The sequence below is a fragment of the Nostoc sp. UHCC 0870 genome (genome assembly GCF_022063185.1).
Classification (GTDB): Bacteria; Cyanobacteriota; Cyanobacteriia; order Cyanobacteriales; family Nostocaceae; genus Trichormus.
Genome location: NZ_CP091913.1, coordinates 3,335,892 through 3,355,471, shown reverse-complemented (window position 1 = coordinate 3,355,471; position 19,580 = coordinate 3,335,892). Strand labels below are relative to the sequence as shown.

The 19,580-nt window shown below is 41.2% G+C and carries 23 protein-coding genes; 11 read left to right on the top strand and 12 right to left on the bottom strand.

All coding sequences use genetic code 11. The features are described from left to right. Nucleotides 1–17: 17 nt before the first annotated feature. The 4 genes from L6494_RS14185 to L6494_RS14170 all read right to left on the bottom strand — a co-directional run bounded on the left by L6494_RS14185 (nt 18) and on the right by L6494_RS14170 (nt 1,668). Nucleotides 18–401, bottom strand: a complete 384-nt coding sequence (locus L6494_RS14185) for a PH domain-containing protein (protein ID WP_237988363.1) — start codon at nt 399–401, stop codon at nt 18–20. Continuing rightward, a complete protein-coding gene (gene rnpA / locus L6494_RS14180) occupies nt 388–810 on the bottom strand; it encodes a ribonuclease P protein component (RefSeq protein WP_237988362.1) in 423 nt (140 codons plus the stop codon). Before rnpA ends, L6494_RS14185 begins: the two co-directional genes overlap by 14 nt. Nucleotides 811–836: 26 nt before the next feature. Beyond that, on the bottom strand, nt 837–971 hold the full coding sequence (gene rpmH / locus L6494_RS14175) for a 50S ribosomal protein L34 (RefSeq protein WP_190705043.1): 135 nt from the start codon (nt 969–971) through the stop codon (nt 837–839). A gap of 184 nt (nt 972–1,155) precedes the next feature. Continuing rightward, nucleotides 1,156–1,668 carry a DUF2808 domain-containing protein gene (locus L6494_RS14170; protein ID WP_237988361.1) on the bottom strand — a complete coding sequence of 171 codons (513 nt, stop codon included), beginning with the start codon at nt 1,666–1,668 and terminating at the stop codon, nt 1,156–1,158. Nucleotides 1,669–2,572: 904 nt separating this feature from the next. Between L6494_RS14170 and L6494_RS14165 the strand changes: the two genes are divergently transcribed. The 3 genes from L6494_RS14165 to L6494_RS14155 all read left to right on the top strand — a co-directional run bounded on the left by L6494_RS14165 (nt 2,573) and on the right by L6494_RS14155 (nt 5,520). Further along, the gene (locus tag L6494_RS14165; protein ID WP_237988360.1) at nt 2,573–3,730 is read left to right on the top strand and encodes a Re/Si-specific NAD(P)(+) transhydrogenase subunit alpha; all 1,158 of its coding nucleotides are present in this window, start codon (nt 2,573–2,575) and stop codon (nt 3,728–3,730) included. A 93-nt stretch (nt 3,731–3,823) separates the two neighbouring features. Then, the gene (locus tag L6494_RS14160) at nt 3,824–4,117 is read left to right on the top strand and encodes an NAD(P) transhydrogenase subunit alpha (protein WP_237988359.1); all 294 of its coding nucleotides are present in this window, start codon (nt 3,824–3,826) and stop codon (nt 4,115–4,117) included. Next, complete coding sequence (locus L6494_RS14155; protein WP_237988358.1) at nt 4,114–5,520, top strand: NAD(P)(+) transhydrogenase (Re/Si-specific) subunit beta; 1,407 nt, start codon at nt 4,114–4,116, stop codon at nt 5,518–5,520. Before L6494_RS14160 ends, L6494_RS14155 begins: the two co-directional genes overlap by 4 nt. Before the next feature lie 212 nt (nt 5,521–5,732). On the opposite strand, the gene L6494_RS14150 is transcribed toward L6494_RS14155, so the two are convergent. After that, the gene (locus L6494_RS14150; protein ID WP_237988357.1) at nt 5,733–6,479 is read right to left on the bottom strand and encodes a hypothetical protein; all 747 of its coding nucleotides are present in this window, start codon (nt 6,477–6,479) and stop codon (nt 5,733–5,735) included. 100 nt (nt 6,480–6,579) lie between these two features. Between L6494_RS14150 and L6494_RS14145 the strand changes: the two genes are divergently transcribed. Then, on the top strand, nt 6,580–7,326 hold the full coding sequence (locus L6494_RS14145; RefSeq protein WP_237988356.1) for a hypothetical protein: 747 nt from the start codon (nt 6,580–6,582) through the stop codon (nt 7,324–7,326). Nucleotides 7,327–7,409: 83 nt separating this feature from the next. On the opposite strand, the gene L6494_RS14140 is transcribed toward L6494_RS14145, so the two are convergent. Next, nucleotides 7,410–7,859 carry a nucleic acid-binding protein gene (locus L6494_RS14140; protein WP_237988355.1) on the bottom strand — a complete coding sequence of 150 codons (450 nt, stop codon included), beginning with the start codon at nt 7,857–7,859 and terminating at the stop codon, nt 7,410–7,412. A 6-nt stretch (nt 7,860–7,865) separates the two neighbouring features. Further along, complete coding sequence (locus L6494_RS14135; RefSeq protein ID WP_237988354.1) at nt 7,866–8,138, bottom strand: hypothetical protein; 273 nt, start codon at nt 8,136–8,138, stop codon at nt 7,866–7,868. Nucleotides 8,139–8,563: 425 nt separating this feature from the next. Between L6494_RS14135 and lepB the strand changes: the two genes are divergently transcribed. Beyond that, the gene (lepB, locus tag L6494_RS14130) at nt 8,564–9,136 is read left to right on the top strand and encodes a signal peptidase I (RefSeq protein ID WP_237988353.1); all 573 of its coding nucleotides are present in this window, start codon (nt 8,564–8,566) and stop codon (nt 9,134–9,136) included. A 70-nt stretch (nt 9,137–9,206) separates the two neighbouring features. Here lepB and L6494_RS14125 read toward each other — a convergent pair whose 3' ends face one another. Both L6494_RS14125 and L6494_RS14120 read right to left on the bottom strand, forming a co-directional pair. Continuing rightward, the gene (locus L6494_RS14125; RefSeq protein ID WP_237996005.1) at nt 9,207–9,737 is read right to left on the bottom strand and encodes a helix-hairpin-helix domain-containing protein; all 531 of its coding nucleotides are present in this window, start codon (nt 9,735–9,737) and stop codon (nt 9,207–9,209) included. Between the two features lie 51 nt (nt 9,738–9,788). Then, nucleotides 9,789–10,163, bottom strand: coding sequence for an NINE protein (locus L6494_RS14120; RefSeq protein ID WP_237996003.1), 375 nt, complete (start codon nt 10,161–10,163; stop codon nt 9,789–9,791). Nucleotides 10,164–10,357: 194 nt separating this feature from the next. Between L6494_RS14120 and L6494_RS14115 the strand changes: the two genes are divergently transcribed. Both L6494_RS14115 and L6494_RS14110 read left to right on the top strand, forming a co-directional pair. Next, the gene (locus L6494_RS14115; RefSeq protein WP_237988352.1) at nt 10,358–11,317 is read left to right on the top strand and encodes a J domain-containing protein; all 960 of its coding nucleotides are present in this window, start codon (nt 10,358–10,360) and stop codon (nt 11,315–11,317) included. 116 nt (nt 11,318–11,433) lie between these two features. Beyond that, nucleotides 11,434–11,754, top strand: coding sequence for a DUF1825 family protein (locus L6494_RS14110; protein ID WP_237988351.1), 321 nt, complete (start codon nt 11,434–11,436; stop codon nt 11,752–11,754). A 323-nt stretch (nt 11,755–12,077) separates the two neighbouring features. On the opposite strand, the gene L6494_RS14105 is transcribed toward L6494_RS14110, so the two are convergent. Further along, nucleotides 12,078–14,000, bottom strand: coding sequence for a transglycosylase domain-containing protein (locus L6494_RS14105; protein WP_237988350.1), 1,923 nt, complete (start codon nt 13,998–14,000; stop codon nt 12,078–12,080). Between the two features lie 173 nt (nt 14,001–14,173). Between L6494_RS14105 and tyrS the strand changes: the two genes are divergently transcribed. Genes tyrS through L6494_RS14090 form a run of 3 tightly spaced genes read left to right on the top strand, consistent with a single transcriptional unit; the run spans nt 14,174 to nt 16,715 of the window. Beyond that, entirely contained in the window at nt 14,174–15,370 is a 1,197-nt protein-coding gene (gene tyrS, locus L6494_RS14100) for a tyrosine--tRNA ligase (protein ID WP_237996001.1), read from the top strand. Nucleotides 15,371–15,384: 14 nt separating this feature from the next. Continuing rightward, nucleotides 15,385–16,107: an orotidine-5'-phosphate decarboxylase gene (gene pyrF, locus L6494_RS14095; RefSeq protein ID WP_237988349.1), complete on the top strand. Its 723-nt coding sequence runs from the start codon at nt 15,385–15,387 to the stop codon at nt 16,105–16,107. Further along, the gene (locus L6494_RS14090; protein WP_237988348.1) at nt 16,104–16,715 is read left to right on the top strand and encodes a hypothetical protein; all 612 of its coding nucleotides are present in this window, start codon (nt 16,104–16,106) and stop codon (nt 16,713–16,715) included. The genes pyrF and L6494_RS14090 overlap by 4 nt, the downstream gene beginning before the upstream one ends. A gap of 32 nt (nt 16,716–16,747) precedes the next feature. On the opposite strand, the gene L6494_RS14085 is transcribed toward L6494_RS14090, so the two are convergent. Further along, nucleotides 16,748–17,443 (bottom strand): uracil-DNA glycosylase, encoded by a 696-nt coding sequence (locus tag L6494_RS14085; RefSeq protein WP_237988347.1) that lies wholly within the window; start codon nt 17,441–17,443, stop codon nt 16,748–16,750. 226 nt (nt 17,444–17,669) lie between these two features. Further along, entirely contained in the window at nt 17,670–18,761 is a 1,092-nt protein-coding gene (locus tag L6494_RS14080; RefSeq protein ID WP_237988346.1) for a tetratricopeptide repeat protein, read from the bottom strand. An 83-nt stretch (nt 18,762–18,844) separates the two neighbouring features. Here L6494_RS14080 and L6494_RS14075 point away from each other — a divergent pair, with 83 nt between their 5' ends. After that, nucleotides 18,845–19,522 (top strand): class I SAM-dependent methyltransferase, encoded by a 678-nt coding sequence (locus L6494_RS14075; RefSeq protein WP_237988345.1) that lies wholly within the window; start codon nt 18,845–18,847, stop codon nt 19,520–19,522. Nucleotides 19,523–19,580: the final 58 nt, after the last annotated feature.

Below are 19,580 nucleotides of genomic sequence, written 5' to 3'. Positions count from 1 at the left end.
TTCCTACTCCCTATTCTCTACTTAGCCGTGTATTGAGGATTTTTAGCAGCAACTTTTTCATTGATGTAGTCATAAGCTTCGCGGAAGTTGGGAATTGCCCGCATTTCCAGACGACTACCATTTCTTAAAGTCACTACCATATCACCCCAAATTCCTAGTCCACGGGGAACTTTGACAATTTTGACAACTTCTGCATAAATTACGTCAGTGCGATCGCGTCCCATCCAACCACCCATGACAGATATTCTGCGATCGGTGATGCGGTAACGCAACCACAAGGCTCTAACTATTGCACCAACTGCCAGTGGTATACCTATAACGGTGAAGCCAATCAGGATATTTAAAATCAAGTCCCCGATGTGGGGGCCACCTTCATAATAAATTTCTTCACGAATGCCCATTTAATACCTCAGTTTGTGCCAACAACTGCTCTAATTCTTGCAGAAATTGTTGGCTTCCGCACTCAGATTCTGCTGCTGTTGGTTTGACAATTAACACCAATTTCCATCCTGGTGCTATTTTTGGCAATAATTGCTGCAACGCTGCCGCAATCTGGCGTTTAATTCGGTTACGCACCACGGCTTTTTTACTGACTTTGGTGCTAACTGAGATGCCAATTTTTGTACTGGTGAAATTTTCACGCTCAGTAGTTATGGGATTTTTAGGGGCAGTATCCAAAGAAGATTCTTTGGCAGATGACGGTTTTAAAGCTCTCAAAGTTAAATGGGAGCTATATCGCCGCATTCCTGCCCGGAAAACTGCCTGAAAATCTCGGCGGGATTTTAATCGATTTGCTTTTGGCAACGCCACAGCTGTTCTTTATCGCTGAAAATACCCTACACGCTTAAACGATGCCGTCCTCTCTTTCTTCTGGCTCTAATGACGTTTCTGCCGTCTGGTGTCTGCATTCTGGCACGAAAGCCAGAGGTTCTTTTTCTCTTGCGGTTAGTCCCACCCAGTGTTCTCTGCATACTGTTCTCCTTTTAGGCGATTTTTATAAAAAGTCACAATCTAAAAATATATCATTGTTAAGAGTCAATAGTCCAGAGTACATAGTTCAGAGCCCATAGCTAAAAATTAAAGTAGGGTGGAGCGGGGACAGAGGAGAACAGAGAGTAACTATTTCCCAATGCCCAATACCCAATGCCCAAAGACTCAACTAATAGTCACAATCCAAGACCCAATGTAACGCAATAATGGTACATCTCCTGGAGAGAGAACTTGGCAGTTGAAATAAAACGTACCACCAAAGGCTGGATTTCTGACGCCAGAAAACACTAACTCTACTCTGCTACCTGCTGGTACTGGTTCTTCTGGAAAAATTTCAATTAAACCGCTTTCTTTATTCCATTTAGTTTCAGATAGGGGTACTTTCTTACCCTTGACTCTGACTTCAATCTTTTTAGGATCAAAACTGCCTTTGTAATAGTTAGGATAAGTAACAGCAAATTGAGCAACTGCCAATTTCATATTTTGGGGAGGAATCCTAAATATGTATCTATCTATACTGTCAGTTTGACCACCAAAATCTAACCGAAAGGGCAGCTGATTTTCCCGTTTAATGCCGCTAAACAGTACAAATCCTTGCCCGCCTTGTGCCAAGACAATAGCTGGTAAACTAGTCAGTACACAGCCAGTCAAAGCTAAAACGGAAAGTAAACGGCGCATAATGTGACTCCTCCACCAAAAATTAGGTCTGTGATTTGAGTTTTTGTAACTAAAACTTTACTATTAGCTTGCTGACAAGAGACGTGATGTAGAGATAAAAAGTGCCTTATATAGTAACTTTTTCTTGTATCTTTTGCCTTTGAACGAACTTTGGGGGTTTAAGTCCCCTGCCTCTATAGGCAGCGAGTTTTGATGCCTCAGCTAAATCCCCGGACGCTCTCTACGAGACGCTGCGCGAACGCGGACTCGCTACCGCTCCGCTAACACAAAACGTAATTGCGTTAGCGGAGCGGGGCGGGAGCATCGTTGCGAATTGCGAATTGCGAATTGGTTTAACCTTTGTCTGCTGCCATGAGCTTGGTCAAATTTGTGCTACATATAAACACCGTTGACATTTGATAGTGTTGCTAAATATGTACAAGTGTATCGTAATTTAGTCTTTTCGTTATAAAAGTTGAGTGATGTAATTAGCGATCGCCTGTTAAGTTGGGAGAGATCGTAAAAAATAGGCTAGCATCTCATCAATTATCATTAAACAACCATTGGGAAACTCTCAAGCTGAAAAATCAAAAAATTGGTTAAATATTAAAAGATGTAATCAAAAATATAACCAAAAATTTTAGATCCCTAAAAAATACTAAAGACATAGATAGAAAATAGAGTATTAAAATTAAGATTTGCAATAAGTAATGCAATTGGCAGTTATTAGTAAAAGTAAGACTTGTAAAAATCAAAGTAAAGCTTGGTCTGTCGTAAAGCAAGAATAAACGGAAAAGTTCAAGGTTCTATCTCAACGAAAAAGCCATCACTCATGCTTCAAAGCAGTAGCTGTGAGTTCATTACATAGCTAATTGCAACAGTGGCGGATTGGGCAGAGGTTAGGTATTTATCTCCAGGAGATTTCATGAAAATAGCAGTTGCTAAAGAAATAGAAGTTTGTGAACGGCGTGTAGCATTAAATCCTGACACCGTTGCTAAATTAGTTAAACAAGGGTTGGAAATTTGCGTAGAAGCAGGTGCAGGAGAAAGATCATTTTTTAGCGATGCTGACTATGAAGCAGCAGGAGCTAAAATTATTCATAATTCAGCACAATTATGGGGCGAAGCAGATATTTTATTGAAAGTTAGCCCACCACAAGAACGAGAGGATGGACGTTCGGAAGTGGAGTTAATGCGGGAAGGAACTGTATTAATTAGCTTCCTCAATCCTTTGGGAAATCCTGTGGTAGCGCAGCAACTAGCTAATCGCAAAATCTCCGCGTTGAGTATGGAGTTGATCCCCCGCAGCACCAGGGCGCAAAGTATGGATGCTTTGTCTTCTCAAGCTTCCCTGGCGGGTTATAAATCAGTGTTAATTGCCGCAGCCGCATTACCGAAATATTTTCCCATGCTGACAACTGCTGCTGGTACAATTGCCCCAGCGAAAGTATTTATTATGGGGGCTGGTGTAGCAGGATTGCAAGCGATCGCCACCGCCAGACGCTTGGGTGCAGTAGTAGAAGCCTTTGATATTCGTCCAGCCGTCAAAGAAGAAGTGCAAAGCTTAGGCGCAAAATTCGTGGAAGTCAAGCTAGAAGAAGAAACAACCGCCGCAGGTGGTTACGCCAAAGAAATCTCCGAAGCTAGCAAACAACGTACCCAGGAAGTTGTCGCCGAACACGTCAAAAATGCGGATGTAGTAATTACAACTGCCCAAGTCCCCGGTAGAAAAGCACCACTGCTAGTTACAGCCGAAATGGTGGCACAGATGAAACCCGGTTCAGTCATTGTAGATTTAGCCGCCGAACAAGGTGGTAACTGTGCTTGCACTGATCCCGGTAAAGATATTGTCTGGAATGGTGTGACAATTATCGGGCCGATTAATCTCCCTTCATCAATGCCAGTCCACGCCAGTCAACTCTATTCCAAGAACCTCACATCTTTGTTACAGCTGCTCATTAAAGACAAAGCCTTAAAAATAGACTTTGCTGATGACATCATCGATGCAGTCTGCATTACCCACGCGGGAGAAATTCGCAATCAGCGCGTCAAAGATGCGCTACAAGATGCAGTGCTGAGGTAATGGGGACTGGGCTATGGGGAATTGGGGTAAAATCTTCCCCCTACACCCCTACACCCTTACACCCCTACACCCCTAAAAAATAAGGAGTTTTCCATGACAGAGGCATTAATTGCAGCTTTGTTTGTATTTGTGTTGGCATCTTTCATCGGCTTTGAAGTTATCAACAAAATTCCCCCAACCTTACACACTCCCCTAATGTCAGGCTCAAATGCCATTTCGGGTATTGCTGTAATTGGGGCGATAGTAGCAGCCGGAGAAAGAAACACTAATTTATCAGTAATTCTCGGTTTGATTGCTGTGACTTTAGCCACAGTCAACGTTGTGGCTGGGTTTCTTGTGACTGACAGAATGTTGCAAATGTTCAAGAAGAAGGAGATTAAAGCGTGAGCGATTTTTTACCAACTGGGATTCAGCTGACGTATTTAGTCGCTGCGTCTTTATTTATCTTGGGTTTGAAAAAACTGGGTTCTCCTGCTACTGCACGCAACGGTAACGTGATTGCGGCGGTGGGGATGCTGCTGGCGATTGTTGCCACCATGCTAGACCAGCACGTATTGAATTATGAGATGATTTTGATAGGTTTAGCGATTGGTTCAGCAATTGGTGCGATCGCAGCCTACAAAGTGCAGATGACAGAAATGCCCCAAATGGTGGGCTTACTTAACGGTTTGGGCGGTGCGGCTTCGGCATTAGTCGCTGTGGCTGAGTTCTGGCGTTTATTGGATGCTGGCGCAGCTATACCCCTAGATGTCAACATCTCCATGTTATTGGATGTGTTAATTGGTGGTGTCACCTTCACAGGTAGTTTTCTCGCCTTCGCCAAATTGCAAGGTTTAATTAGCGGTTCACCAATTACATTTCCGTTACAGCAACCATTTAACCTTTTGTTGTTGGGTAGTTATCTAGCAGGTAGTGCCTACTTAATCATCACACCAGATAGCTTACCTGTATTTTTGGCAGTCGTTGGAGTTTCCCTATTCTTGGGTGTAATGTTCGTCATCCCCATTGGTGGCGGTGATATGCCCGTAGTCATTTCGCTGTTAAACTCTTTATCAGGTGTCGCGGCGGCGGCGGCTGGTTTCGTGGTGATGAACAATATGTTAATCATCGCCGGTGCATTAGTGGGGGCTTCTGGTTTAATCCTCACCGAAATTATGTGTAAAGCCATGAACCGTTCCCTCTTCAGCGTGCTGTTCAGCGCGTTTGGTTCAGGGGGAAGTACGGCGGCTGGTGGTGCAGCTGCTGGTGCAATAGATCAAACCGTCCACAGCATTGATCCCGAAGAAGGGGCGATGATGTTAGGTTATGCCCGTTCTGTAGTGATTGTCCCTGGTTATGGGATGGCTGTAGCTCAAGCACAACATAGTGTGAGAGAATTGGCAGATCAACTAGAACGCATGGGTGTTGATGTTAAGTATGCCATTCACCCCGTCGCTGGAAGAATGCCGGGACACATGAATGTGTTGTTAGCTGAGGCGAATGTGCCTTACACCCAGTTGTATGACATGGAAGATATTAACCCTCAGTTTGAACAAGCTGATGTAGCTTTGGTAATTGGGGCTAATGATGTAGTTAATCCTGCGGCGCGTAGTGATACCGCTAGTCCAATTTACGGGATGCCGATTTTGGAAGTTGATCGGGCGAAGCACACCATTGTTATTAAGCGCGGGATGAGTGCGGGTTTTGCTGGTGTAGATAATGAGTTGTTCTACAAAGATAAAACCACTATGCTTTTTGGTAGTGCGAAAGATATGGTGTCGAAGTTAGTTTCGGAAGTGAAGCAACTTTAGATAGCTAAAAATCATTTATGTGGTTTGCTTGCCTTGGGGGTGTGATGCTTCTGAGGCAAGTTTTTTTTGGATTGTTTCGCGCAAAGGCGCAAAGACGCAAAGGAAAGAAGTTTATAGCTATGGACTCAGTAAATTAGGACGCAAATTTTAAGATTTGTCGCTTGCTTATACTCATGTCAATTTCCTGATCAAAATGGCTACAGCTATATTGACTATAATTTGGATAATTTAGGAAAATTTTCTGGAAGTTCAAACTCAAAATCTGCATACTCAGCATCTATCGGGTAAGAATTTAACTGTCTCATATTTTCTAGGCATTCTTCAAGTACAGCATCTTGATTATCACTATATAATTCTCCTATTTGTTGGGCAATTTCACAACTAATCACTTTCTTCTTATCAATAAAGGAAATTGACCAATCATCAAATCCTTCGACTTTGGCTTTACGGTAAGCAGCATAGAGACTGGGCATATCTTCTTTATTTTGTTCTAAATAATCAAATGTGATATACCATATATCAGCTTCATTAAATCGACCTTCACACGGTTGTTCCGAAACATCCCCTTCTATCCACAAAACGCGAGTTCTTTTATAAAAAGTTTCAGTTATTTCATCAATTTCTTCATCATCATCCCAGTTAACTTCACCTTCAGGCTTAATCCAAATTGATGAAAATAAATAGCCTAAATCCTGATATTGGTTGACAGATTCAAAGCAAATTAATGCTCCTGTGTACTTTTCAAATAGTTTTTCAAATAAAAGATCCTTAGCATAATTTTCCCACTCTACACCAAAACAGCCGTATCCATCTGAGTCGAAAAATATAGAGTTGCCTTTTATTTCTAGGTTATGGACTGATGTTGTATTTTTTTTACTTGCAATTTGCAGAATTAAATTTTTGACTATTTTAGGTTCAGTTGTGACGACTTCAGCTTGAGAACACCAATATGCACCCATGTTGATTCCTGATAATTTTTGTAATGTGACTAGACATTTTTGTTATAACCCATTATTTTTGACTTAATAAAGATAACTTTTTAAGTATAAACACTTAAATATGAATAATTCAGATTTTTTTGATGATGCACTTCTAGAAAAAAGAATTGAGACTTTTTATGGATATGGTAATTATCTAGGAAAATATTGGTTTATTGGTATGGAAGAAGCAGGAGGAGATTTTGAAGACGTTAAGCACAGAATAAATATATGGGCGGAAAGAAAAGAAAAAGAACTAGATGATCTTGCAGAATATCATATAGCGATGGGATGTGCGGCTGGTTTTGAGGAAGGTGCAAAATTAAGTGTCCCGGTATGGAGGGCAATAATGCGTATGGTATTAAGTGCGAAAGGACAAGAAAATATTACTGTAGAAGATATTCGTAAATATCAAATAAGTGAATTAGGTAGAAAAGATAAAGAGACTTGTTTATTAGAATTATTGCCTTTACCCTCACCATCTCGTAAGCATTGGATATATGGTAAACATTGTAATCTTCCTTTTTTAGCTAATAGAAAAAATTATGAAGATTATTGTATTGATATGCGAATAAATCACATTAGTCAAAAAATTAAAGAACAGAAACCTGAATTAGTTGTTTTCTATGGAAGAGAATTTGACGATTTTTGGAAAGAAATTACGAATAATATAAACCCTATAGAATTTACAAAACCTTCATCATCTTATTTAGAAGATTTCTTGGTTACTAGAAATAGTCAAACTGTATTTGTGATCGCTAAATTTCCTAGAGCTTTACCAAATGAATATTTCCATAGCATTGGAAGAGCGATCGCTGCTAAACTTTGATATCGGAAACACTCTGCGCTAACCTCTGCATCCCTTTGCGTTTAAAAAATTTACACTACGAACTTATACAAAGTTTCCACAAACTAAATTTCTTGCCATTCTCTAGCATCAATAAAAATAGACAGATGTTTTTTATTACTCGTAGCAATAATAACCTCATGCCCATAGCTAGCAACTAAAATAGACTGAGAAGCTAAAATAACATCACCATCTAATGCTTTATTATCTGCTGTAGATTTACCTTGATTTCGGACTTCAGCCCATAATTCGGCTGCTTTTAACATCACCTCTGTTGTAATTGGCAGATAAATTATTTCTAATTTAAGTTGATTAAGCTTTCTAATCCCTGATAATTTATTCGCCCTTAACAATTCTCGTCTAATTTCATAGTCTATAATTTCCGGTAAAATTACTTCATAGCCTCGATCAAATAGAGTATAAAACCATTCTTGACATTCTACAGCTAGAGGCGTTGCTTTTGGATTCGTGATTAACCCCACAGGTGCAGAATCTAAAACAATAACTTTACTCATTCAATTTTAAATAGAAACATCTTGCATAGATTTAATGACTTCTAAAATCTCTTCTTGTTCTTCTTGAGTCTCCAACTCATTCCATGAATCAAATAAATGTTTAATTTTAGACTTTCTTTCTTGTTGTTTAACTACATCACTATGGTTAACTTGATTAATAGCATTTTCCCACTGCTGACTAGATGCTTGTTTAAGCATTACACTTTGGCGAAATAGCCGAACAATTTCTAGTAATTCTGGTATGTATCTTTCTGGTGTTTTTTCGATTTCTAATAACAAATCATTACGGAAATTATTTGATGACGTTTCTGCAATGTGTTGATCATTTTGCATAAGTATTTTATGGCTAGATTATTTAACATTTTAAATCAGAATATCTACCTTGGCAGAACTCCAGCCGGAAAAATATGTAGTGCGGTCAGATTCAACACTGGAAATTTTGCTAAATTAATCTTTTCTTCCCCTCTGGGCTGCGGAGGATAAAACAGCGATACCTCTGGTCAGTTCCGCTAACGCTAAATATCCATCATGCGATCGCTAACTCATCCTCCTTGCTCGTAAGTATTTTTGCTTGGTGATAGTATGTGAGATAGCCCTATGATGAATTAGTATTTGTAAGTGCAGTAAGCGAAAACCTTGCTTACTGGCAGAAATTTGGCATCAAAATAAGGAATTTATACTTGTTTAACTGGCTGAAAAATTCTATGAATTCTCAGGAAAATAATCCGAAAGAAACTCCTGCATCGTCAAAATCATGGCGTAATTGGCAAGAAAATTTTACTCTAATTGCGATCGCTCTAGTTTTAGCACTGTTGATTCGGACTTTTATCGCTGAACCTCGTTACATCCCTTCCGAGTCAATGCTTCCCACTTTATATGAAGGCGATCGCCTAGTGATCGAGAAAGTCTCTTATCGGTTTCATCCACCCACATCTGGGGATATCGTCGTTTTTCAGCCACCCGCAGAATTGCAAAAACGGGGATATCCCAAAGACCAAGCTTTCATTAAGCGGGTTATTGGAAGACCTGGCGAAATAGTTAGCGTCGCTAACGGTAAAGTCTATCTCAATGGACAACCATTAACAGAAGACTATATCGCTGAACCCCCTAGCCAACCATTCCAACCAGTCAAAGTCCCAGAAGACCAATTTTTTGTCATGGGAGACAACCGCAATAACAGTAACGATTCCCGCTACTGGGGCTTTTTACCTCAAGAAAATATCATTGGTCGCGCAGTATTTCGCTTTTGGCCACCTGATCGAATTGGAATAATTTAGAAGCTAGGGAGATAAGGGAGACAAGGGAGAAGTTCTTTCCCAGTCCCCAATCCCCAATCCCCAATCCCTTCTAAAACCTCAAAAAATACATCAATTGCGCGATCGCTTCACCAGATAGTTCTAATCTGCGCTGGAAATCAGCTAAATTACGGTAAGACCCAGATGACAGGCGATTTTGTACCACCGCTTCAGCCAATGACATATCCATAAATGGAATTTGCGCTAACTGTTCTACTGATGCGGTATTAGGATTAATTATATAAGTAGAATTAACTAGAGATTCGTGATCGTAATAACTAAAATTTAATAAAGGTTTTAATGGTTCTAATCGTGGTGTGGGCATTCCCAAAGCCGCAGCAATATCTTCAATGCAGTAAAATGTTACACCAGAACGAGACAGGTCTACAAGCGATCGCGCTTGATGAATCGATAAACCCGGTAAGCGCAACCAATCATCAACAGTTGCTTGATTAGCATCAATGCGAATACCCAATTGTGCTGCTATCTGAATTTCTTCCCCAGACTGTAGCCGATAGTAGGGGTCATTCAGTAGTTTAGCTCTAAGCTTTTGTAACTTAGAATTCCAAGGTAGCCATTGCATAGTAGTCAATAGTCATTAGTCAAAAATTATTCGCCCTTTCCCAGTCAACAATCAAGAAATCTGGTCAAGTAGATGGCGACGCTTTTGCTCAAACTCATACTCAGTAATCAATCCATCTTGGCGCAAATTATCTAACTCACGTAAAGCATCAGCGATCGCGCCAACTTGATTACCTACAGATTGTGAAATTTTTACTGCTGACTTGCCAAAATTAAAGTTGCGATCAAAAGCTTCCTCATCTTGAGCTAAGTACCAAACCCCCTCAATGGCACTAGCAACCTTGGGAATGGGTGTCCACGATAGCAAAAGATACAATAAACCCCATACAGGCTGTCCTAAATAAAACTTATGCAATCCAGAGATGCTAACTGTCCCAGCAAAGGCTAGAATAGCGGCAACACTTCTACTTTTACGCTTAATCAGCATATCCTCTCTTAATCCACGAATACCACAATTTTGACCATCAGACAGCCATAGTAACAAAGCACCCGCATAAATACAGCATTACAAAATTCAGATTGACAAGCAAACATAAATCTATTGTATTAATTATTATTTGCCAGTTCCCAGTATCCAATGCCTAATGTTATCTTAAAATTCTCATCTGCCAATCTAAAACGATGTCCCAGACTGCACTCCCTATAGAATGGTTACAGCAATTATCAGATCCCTACGCCGTGTTGGGTATTGCTGTGACAGCAGATGAACGCCATATTCTCCAGCGTTATCATGTTTTAGCCAAGCTGTTACATCCCGATCACTATGCTAATAAAAACGGTGTAGACCAAAAATTAGCCACAGCAATATTTACCCGTTTAATTAACCCAGCTTACGAAGATTTGAAATATCTCCAAAAGCGGACTGATATCATAAAAACGCTGCGGTTAGAAGCGATTAATTGGGGAAAAAACGCTGTATCTATGCAAAATCCTTTAATTAGACAACTCAAGGGGATGTCTATCAAGGAAGCTGATTTATTCTATGAGCAAGCGATCGCCTCTTACACCACACTCCAATATGAATCCCTAACTCAATCCTATTGGATGATCCAAAAATTAAATGAATTGAACTTAGCCTACTTGTACCTGCACACAGACAACTCATTTATAGTAGAACCACCTCATCCTATAATTTCTGAAGTTAAATCCCAGCCAGTTGCAGCAGTTGAAGTAGACAAAACAGAAAACACAGAACATCTTACACCAGCTGTTGTCAATTATGCTCAACGTCACTATCAGCGAGCAATGGATTATTCTAAACAATCCCACTGGTCATTAGCAGTACGGGAACTGCGTGATGCCATTAAACTAGAACCAAATAACAGTGATTACTATGCTTTGTTGGGCGTGGTGCATTTACGACAGAATTTTACTGGTATGGCCAAAGTCTATATTCGTCAGGCATTAAAGCTTAACCCACAACACCCACTAGCTGTAAAATATGCTAACCATCTAAACATTACGCTCCAGGATCACATTGATCCCAAATCAGTAGCTAAAGCTTTAGGAATTGCAGCTTGGTTAAATAAATTCTTTGCCAAGGCAGAAGCTAACTTAAGTCAAGTGTTGAAATTTCGGTAAAAAACCGTACTTTAACCGTAGCTATTTCTTGAATTGAGTCCCCTAGACTAAAATAAACATAGATAAAAGCAAAACTGTAAGCTACTGAGTGTCATGACTCAGGTGAATAGAGGCACATGGGATTCTTTGACTCTGATATAGTTCAGCAAGAAGCAAAGCAGTTGTTTGAAGATTATCAAGCACTGATTCAGTTAGGTAACAGCTACGGTAAGTTTGACCGTGAGGGTAAAAAGCTGTTCATTGAGCAAATGGAAGCAATGATGGATCGCTATCGCGTCTTCATGAAGCGATTCGAGCTATCTGAGGATTTTATGGCGCAAATGACTGTAGAGCAACTCAAAACTCAGCTAAATCAATTTGGTATTACCCCGCAGCAAATGTTTGATCAAATGCAGATGACTCTGGAACGGATGAAATCTGAGCTAGAGCTTTACTAAGTAGCCAAATTGTTAGCTAAATCTGCTTAAAGATATCTAAAAAAAGTAGCGTTAAGTGCTGTAAAATCATAGTATGTCCGAAAACCAAGGACGCACAAACCAATCAGCTTTTTAGTTGAAAAACAAAAAGTAAGGTCGGCTTGACCTGAACTTAACGCCTGTGGACAAGAAGTAGCCTTCTACCTTGGAAGAAGCATGAAGAAATCACTAAACCTAGTTTTACTAAGTTTAGGTAAGTATTTCAGAGCAGAAACAGTCTTAATTGGGAATGGGAAAATTAAATCAGTTATCAAGTGACTGATAACTGATTACGGCCAATTACTTTAATTTGCCTTGGGGCGAGGAAACTGAGAAGGTGGCTTAAAGTTTTCCACTGGTACACCTTTGAGTGCTTTAGTCATAAATTCCCTCCAGATGGGGGCTACCATACCACCACCAGTTGCACCACTAGCTAGTTGTCTGTTGTCATCTCTACCAACCCAGACAGCAGTTGTTAACTGTGGTACAGTCCCTACAAACCAAATATCTTTTTCTGATGAAGTTGTACCTGTTTTGCCAGCAGATGGGCGATCTATTGCTGCACCTTTACCAGTACCATCGGTCATAACTGAGCGCATGACATCTATCGTAGCTGCTGAAGCCCAAGGATCTAAGACTCGCTGGGGTTTGGGCGTATTGTCCAATAATACATTATTACTGCTGTCTGTAATTCGGGCAATAACCGTTGTTTGTGACTGCCAACCATAATTAGCAAAGGTAGCGTAGGCAGTAGCCATTTCCATTGGTGTGACACCAATTGCACCCAGAGGTAAAGAGGTGACAGGTTCCATCGGACTGTTAATACCTAAAATGCGGCAAGTCTCTACAACTTTATTCATGCCTATAGTCTTGCCAATTTTAATCACGGGAATATTACGTGATTGAGCTAAAGCTGTGCGAATTGACATCGCCCCTGCAAAACCACCATCGTAGTTTCGGGGGAAGTACCAACCGCTACCATCTCGATAACTGACTGGAGAATCTATGACTGTACTGTCTGGTGCATACTTACCCGTAGCAAAGGCAGCATAATACACAAAAGGCTTAAAAGAAGAGCCTGGCTGACGCTGCGCTTGGGTGGCGCGGTTAAATTCACTTGTTCTCGCATCTACGCCACCGACCAATGCTTTCACAAAATGTGTCCGTGGATCAATTGCTACCAAAGCAATTTGATTTTTGCTTAATCCTTTTCCTAGAAGGGTTTTATGCCACTTTTTGACAGTATCTTCTGCCATCGTTTGGAAGCTAGCATCAACTGTTGTCTGTACCCGCATTCCACCTTTAAGCAATGCTTCTCGCCCAAACTTTTTAGCCAATTCCTGTGACACAGTATTGGTAATATATGGTAAGGCACTACCTTGGAATGACCTGATTCTGCCTAGTTTAATTTCTTGCTTGAGGGCATCATCATGTTCTTGCTGGGTGATCCAGCTTAAGTCCAGCATTCTCCCCAATACTTCTCTTTGTTTCTGTTTGGCAAGCTTTAGACTGGCAAAGGGGCTAAATTCCTCTGGTGCTTGGATTAAACCCGCCATCATTGCTGATTCACCCAAAGTTAAGTTCTCAGCTGACTTATTAAAATAGCTACGTGCTGCGGTTTGGACACCGTAATTATTATGACCCCAATATACTTGATTGAGGTACATTTCTAAAATTTGATCTTTAGTAAGAATTTGCTCTAAGCGAATTGCCAGGACTCCCTCAGCTAACTTCCGGGTAAATTCCCGTCTGCGAGACAAAAATAGGTTTTTGACTAACTGCATGGTGATTGTAGAGCCACCTTCTTTCACACCACCCGCCAACCAGTTAGTAATAACAGCACGTCCTACCCCTGTAGGGTTAATGCCGTGGTGATAATAGAAATGACTATCTTCACTAGCTAATACCGCTCGTTTGAGATTTGGGGAAATTCTATCTAAAGGTACGACTTCTCTGTTAGCTTCTCCGTGGAGACTGGCTAACAGTTTGCCCTTAATGTCATAAATGTACGTCGTTTCTGAGGGTAAAAAGTTACGTAATTGCCTCACATCCGGCAAATTGCGGAAGCTGATAGCCAGGCCAACTAGCCCTCCGGCTACAATGGAACTTGCTAGCATCGTGATTGATAAAAGAGTACCGCCAGCTATCTGGCCGACTCCTTTTAAAAACTCAAAACCCGATGAAGTCCGACGTTGGGATTGCTTTTCTTCAAAAGTCCTAGACGACACGGCGATTTCACTTCCTCACTTGTAAATATTACTGTAATTGATTCTTTGCAGCAGGGCGGTTAATTTTTTGCAATTATATTAGTTTGGCAGATTAAATGGCGGACAATTTGGCCGTGAACATAACCAACCTAACTTATAAAGTAAAAAGCGTAGTGAATAGCGAATCTCCTAGTATGGCGGAAAATTTTTCTTGGCTCAATCGTGGGATAGTGGAAGTATTCCCACAACCAACTGATACTGATCAGGAAGTTGAAAGTTTAGAGAAACGCTTGGCGACTACGAACCGTCCTCTAAGGGTGAAATTGGGAATTGATCCTACTGGTGCAGATATTCATCTTGGTCATAGCATACCAGTACGAAAACTGCGAGCATTTCAAGATGCTGGTCATACGGCAGTCCTAATTATTGGCGATTTTACGGCTCGCATCGGTGATCCAACTGGTAAATCTGAGGTGCGTCGCCAACTGACAGAGGCAGAGGTAATGCAAAATGCTCAAACTTACCTTGACCAAGTGCGTCCTATTTTGGATTTTGACACACCGGGTAGATTAGAGGTGCGTTATAACTCGGAATGGCTTTCCCGGCTTGATTTAGGGAAAACTACGGAGTTACTAGCTACCATGACGGTGGGGCAGATGTTAGCCAAGGAAGGATTTGCAGAACGCTATAAGAAAGAGAATCCGATTTTTCTCCATGAGTTCCTCTACCCATTGATGCAAGGTTATGATTCGGTGGCTGTTGAGGCAGATGTGGAATTAGGGGGAACTGATCAAAAGTTTAACATTGCTGTTGGTCGAGATTTACAGCGTCATTTTCATCAAAAGCCCCAGTTTGGACTACTTCTGCCAATTTTAATTGGTACAGATGGGGTACAAAAAATGTCCAAATCTTTAGGAAATTATGTGGGCTTGTCGGAACACCCAGGACAAAAATATCAAAAGTTGCAGGGTGTACCAGATAATTTACTGGCACAGTATTTTGAGTTGTTGACAGATTTACCTTTAGACAAGTTACCGGAAAATCCCCGCGATCGCCAAATGTTATTAGCCTGGGAAGTCGTTAGACAATACCACGGTGAACAGGCTGCTAACGAAGCGAAGGAAGCAGCCAAAAGCGGCGGTAAAGAAGGTGCAGTTCCCGAATTTTCGTTAACCGAGGTTGCCGAATTTCCTGTGAAGTTAGCGTACTTACTCAATGTGAGTGGCTTGTGTAAAAGCACCGGGGAAGGTAAACGGAAAATTCAAGAAGGTGGTGTACGCTTAGATGGCGATCGCATTACTGATGTTGATACCACTTTTGAGCAAGGGAGTGATTTACACGGTAAAGTTTTGCAAGTTGGTAAAAATAAGTTTGTGCGCTTAGTACCTTAAAGGGGGAATGGGGAATGGGGAATGGGAAAGAACAGCGAATTATTGTCCCTTTAGATGTAGCGGATGAAAAAAGTGCGATCGCTCTCATCGATAGGTTAGAAGCCGTTAGTTTCTGGAAAGTTGGTTTAGAATTATTCACCAGTGTGGGGCCAAAAATTCTAGAAGTGCTGAAATCTAGGGATAAGCAGATATTTCTAGATTTAAAGTTTCACGATATCCCCAACACTATGGCGGGGGCTTGTCGGGCTGCGGCAGGTTATGGGGTGGATTTGCTGACTATTCATGCTACGGCGGGGAGAAATGCCCTCAAAGCAGCCACTGAGGCAGTAAAAGAGGGGGCGGAACAAGCAGGAGTCAAACCACCGAAATTGATTGCAGTAACGCTGCTAACGAGTATTTCTGCTAGACAGTTGGCATTTGATTTAAAAATTCCCCTAGAGTTGCCAGAATATGCCTTAGAAATGGCATTGATGGCTAAAGAATCAGGGTTAGATGGGGCAGTGTGTTCACCCCAAGAAGTGGCGCAGTTACGGCAAACTTGCGGCGATGACTTTCTTTTCGTGTGTCCAGGAGTGCGCCCCACATGGGCAGAAGCGGGAGATCAAAAGCGATCGCTTACCCCTTCCCAAGCTATCCAAGCCGGTGCAGATTACCTAGTAATTGGTCGTCCCATCACTGCGGCGGCTGAACCTGAGTTAGCTTGGCAACGAATTACCCAAGAATTAACCACAGCATGAAAGCATTAATCCAGAAGCATAATTATCTCTGGTGGCTGTTAACTTGCAGCTTATGGCTGGTAGTAATGAATGGCTGGGATAACGCAGCATTTTCTCAGACACTTTCCCCCAAACCGTCTTTACAAAGCCAGAGGGGGAAGAAGTCCTTTTGTGCCGCACAAGATTTAGAAACATTAACTACTCATTTATTGCGGGATTTACCTAGTTATGCCAATCGTGCTAGTCAACGCGGTCGCCGTTTGGGTAGAAGTAGTGATGTTTATAGTTACGTACTGCTAGCTGGTAGACCTGAATTTCAGCCGTTGCCATTGCAACCTATAGATCAAAACAAAAGCACTAATCAAAATATTAAGCAAGTATTTTTTACTACTTTAAAAAGGCAGTACATAAATAAAACAGTAGTGGAATTACAAGAATTTCACTGGGTATTATTGACACAAACTCAAGATAGTTGGCGATTAGTCATGATGTTTACCCAAACTGGTTCTTATCCCAAAGGACAGCCGCCATCACCACCACGAGATAGTAGCAACGGTACAATTGCCCAAGGTATCAAAGCTTGGCTGAGGGATTGTCAAGCAGGAAGTTTGCGTAATTCCCAGCTATAAATCAGTTATCAGTTATTAGGGAACACCAAAAATTAAATATCGCTACCACTGTTGCCCGTAATTTCATCATACTTGGAGCGTACCGTCTGGATATCCTGCCACATCAACCATTTAGGCTTACCTTTTTCTTTGGAAGGGTTACGCAATAAGTAAGATGGATGAAAAATAGGCATACACAAACGCCCTTCCCACTCTAGCCACTGACCACGAATTTTAGTAATTCCTCGCTTATCGCCAGTGATACCTTTCACTGCTGTTGCACCTGTTAACAAAATAATCTTGGGGTCAACAAGGCGGATTTGTTCTAATAAATAGGGTAAACAAGCCGCCATTTCGTCGGGAGTCGGCACTCGGTTACTAGGTGGACGGCATTTATTTATATTACCGATATATACATCATGCTCAGTAGTCAAATTTACCGATGCCAATATTTTCTCTAGCAACTGTCCTGACCTACCAACAAAGGGTAAACCTGTTTCATCTTCGCTTTGACCTGGTGCTTCTCCGATAATCATAATCGGTGCTTTGAGGTTTCCCCGTCCGACTACGGCATGGGTACGGGTATTACCTAATTCACAGCGATGGCACTGATTGCAATCCTGTGCCAAATCGGTCATATTGGGGTAAGTTCCCGGTGGAATGGGAATTTTTGGATCTTTGGGAATCAGCTCTTTTTGGTTAAAATTGGTTTCTTCGTTAAAGAGGCTGAGTTGGATTTCGCTGCTCATGAAAATCTGGGTAATGGAGTCAGCACCAGCAAACTTGTCTAAATTTAAATATAGCTATAGTTTTTTAGAAATATTTCTCAGACAAAAACTGTTACTGAATACTAAAATTGACTAGACTTTCTATTGTATCAGCGAATTCAAGGCGTGATGCAGCTAAAGAAAGTTAACTGTCACCTGTCACCTGTCCCCTGTCCCCTGTCACCTGTCCCCTGTCCCCTGTCCCCTGTCACCTCTCCCCCGTCCCTTCCTGATATTGCATAGCCTTAGCGTAATCACCCAAGGCATAGCAAGCAATTTTTAAGCTAGCAAGTGCCTGTTCTTCAATGCGGCGGTCTTTCAGGGTTCTAGCCAACAACAAGCGGGTTTCATAGTATATAATTGCTTTGCTATGGTCGCCTAAAGCTTCGCAAGCAACGCCTAAACTACCAAGCGACTGTTCTTCACTACGCTGATCTTTGAGGTGTCTGGCTAACTGCAAACGCTTTTCATAATACTTGATTACTTTGGCGTAATCGCCTATGGCGTAACACGCATTACCCAAATTTTTTAGCACTTGAGTCGCACTGCGGGGGTTATTCAGGGAAAGGGCTATTTTGACACATTTTTCATAATAGGCGATCGCTTTTGGGTAGTTGTCCAAACCATACCAAGCATTACCTAAATTTTTGAGAACTTGTTCTATGCCCCAATTATCTTGCATTGCCTGCACAATTTCTAAACTTTGCTCCTGATACTCAATTGCCTTGATAAAATTGCCAGAAGCTTTATACACCAATCCCAAATTATTTAAAGCCGCAACTTGACTGCGCTTGTCTTGTAACTGTTGAGTTAATTTGAGACACTCTTCTAAAAATTCAATCGCTTTGTTGTAATTATTAATATGACGGTAAGCATTACCCAAATGAGAAAGCACTTGCATCCGTACTGATAAATCTGAGGTATCTTTTAAAGATAAACATTGTTGAGAGTAAGTAATTACACTTTTATAATCGCCAGAAGTGTAAGTTACTAATGCCAATAAAGACAGTATTTGCTCTTGTTGTTCTAAATCACCAGCCAATTGAAACATCTCTAGGGATTGTTGAAAATATTTGATGGCTGCTATCAAATCTCCCGCTTTTTGCTGTTTAATTCCTTGCCTTAGCAGGTGGGATGCTGCTGATAATTGGCTATCACTCTCTTGACTCAGTAGTAATTCTTCTGGCAAACCTTGGTCAAATTCATGGGTAATTGTGTTGCGTTTGATTTGTTTGAGATATTTCGCAACTTCCACAGGAACGGTATTTTTGCTGCTGTTGTTATGTTCCCCTTGTGACATTGACCAATCCCTGCTAACTGTGGTGATACCTATAGTGTTCCCAAGAATCAAGTAATTTATGTCAAGAAATTGAGGAATTAGCTATGCACAGACAATTAGAACCGGAAGTGATGGATAGCTGGGAAGAAGCTATCGAATATGATGCTATGGATTTTACAGAGGTAAATACTGCCTTTGTAGAAGAAGTGCTTACCCTCGGACTACTAGAAGAGGGGTTAGTGCTGGATGCTGGTACTGGTACTGGTCGGATTCCAGTGTTAATGTGTCAAATGCGTCCTCAGTGGCAAATTATCGCTATTGATATGGCTAAAAATATGCTGCAAATTGCTGCACACCATGTTCAGGAGGCGGGGTTGCAAGAAAAAATTTCCTTGGAATTGGTGGATGCAAAAAACTTACCTTATGAGGATGGTAGCTTTGATTTGGTTATTTCAAATAGCCTTGTCCATCACTTGCCCAATCCCTTACCGTTTTTCAAAGAATTAAAGCGTGTTTTGAAACCTCATGGTGGTATTTTTTTACGGGATTTAATCCGTCCACAGGATGTAGTGACAACGAATGCTTTAGTTGAAAGTATTGGGAAGGAATACGACGACCACCAAAAGAAATTATTTCGTGACTCTCTGCTGGCAGCACTGACAATAGATGAAGTGAATGAGTTGATTGTAGCAGCAGATTTAGTTGGATTGCAGGTTTATCAATCAAGCGATCGCCATTGGACTGCTAAACGCAGTTGGACTTTACCACTTTCGCGTCTATGACTTCTGCGTAACGGTACTAGCTGGTGAATTAGGCTGTCTCTGATTTCTCAGAATCAAT